This window comes from Nocardioides humilatus (assembly GCF_008373755.1).
In the GTDB taxonomy this organism is placed as follows: Bacteria; Actinomycetota; Actinomycetes; order Propionibacteriales; family Nocardioidaceae; genus Nocardioides; species Nocardioides humilatus.
In genome coordinates, this window is sequence record NZ_VUJV01000083.1 from 1 (window position 1) to 554 (window position 554).

Here is a 554-nt window from a genome sequence, read left to right on the forward strand (position 1 = left end):
CCATGTTCCGGGCGGTACTGCTCAATGCAGCCGTCATTAGCGAGGCGGCCCTCTTCACGCAGCTTCTCAAACTCATCACGTTCATACTTTGTGAAACCCCACTTCTTTGATACGTAGATCTTTTGACGTCCGGGGAACTTGAACTTGGCACGGCGCAGAGCCTCGATGACCTGTGCCTTCCACCTGTCACTAGAGCGCACGGACATGATGGGCTGTCCAATGCGAACACGTGCTACAGTACCCTGAGGCTTGCCAAACGCACCACGCATCCCAGTCTGGAGCCTATCAGCTCCAGCGCATGATAACATTTTATTGATGCGGATAACGTGGAAAGGGTGAAGTCTCATGCGGATATGGAACTGATCCTTTCCGCAGTTCTTTACGAGGTACTTATTGCAGCAGATACGTCCTGCCTCCAAAGCCTCTGAGCACAGCTGTTCATATTCGTCGGACACCAAGTGCACGCACAGTGGAAAGTCGTCAACGGTCGCTCTCTTCTTACCCAAATCGAAGATACGGATCTTGGGATCAGGTACACCCCGACAGAACCTCGA

At 52.5% G+C, this 554-nt stretch carries 1 protein-coding gene; it reads right to left on the minus strand.

Features of this window, described 5'->3' with window-relative positions; genetic code table 11:
* A partial coding sequence (locus F0U44_RS24065) for a 50S ribosomal protein L16 (RefSeq protein ID WP_246160761.1) occupies window positions 1–506 on the minus strand: 506 nt, incomplete at its 3' end.
* Between the last annotated feature and the right edge of the window lie 48 nt (window positions 507–554).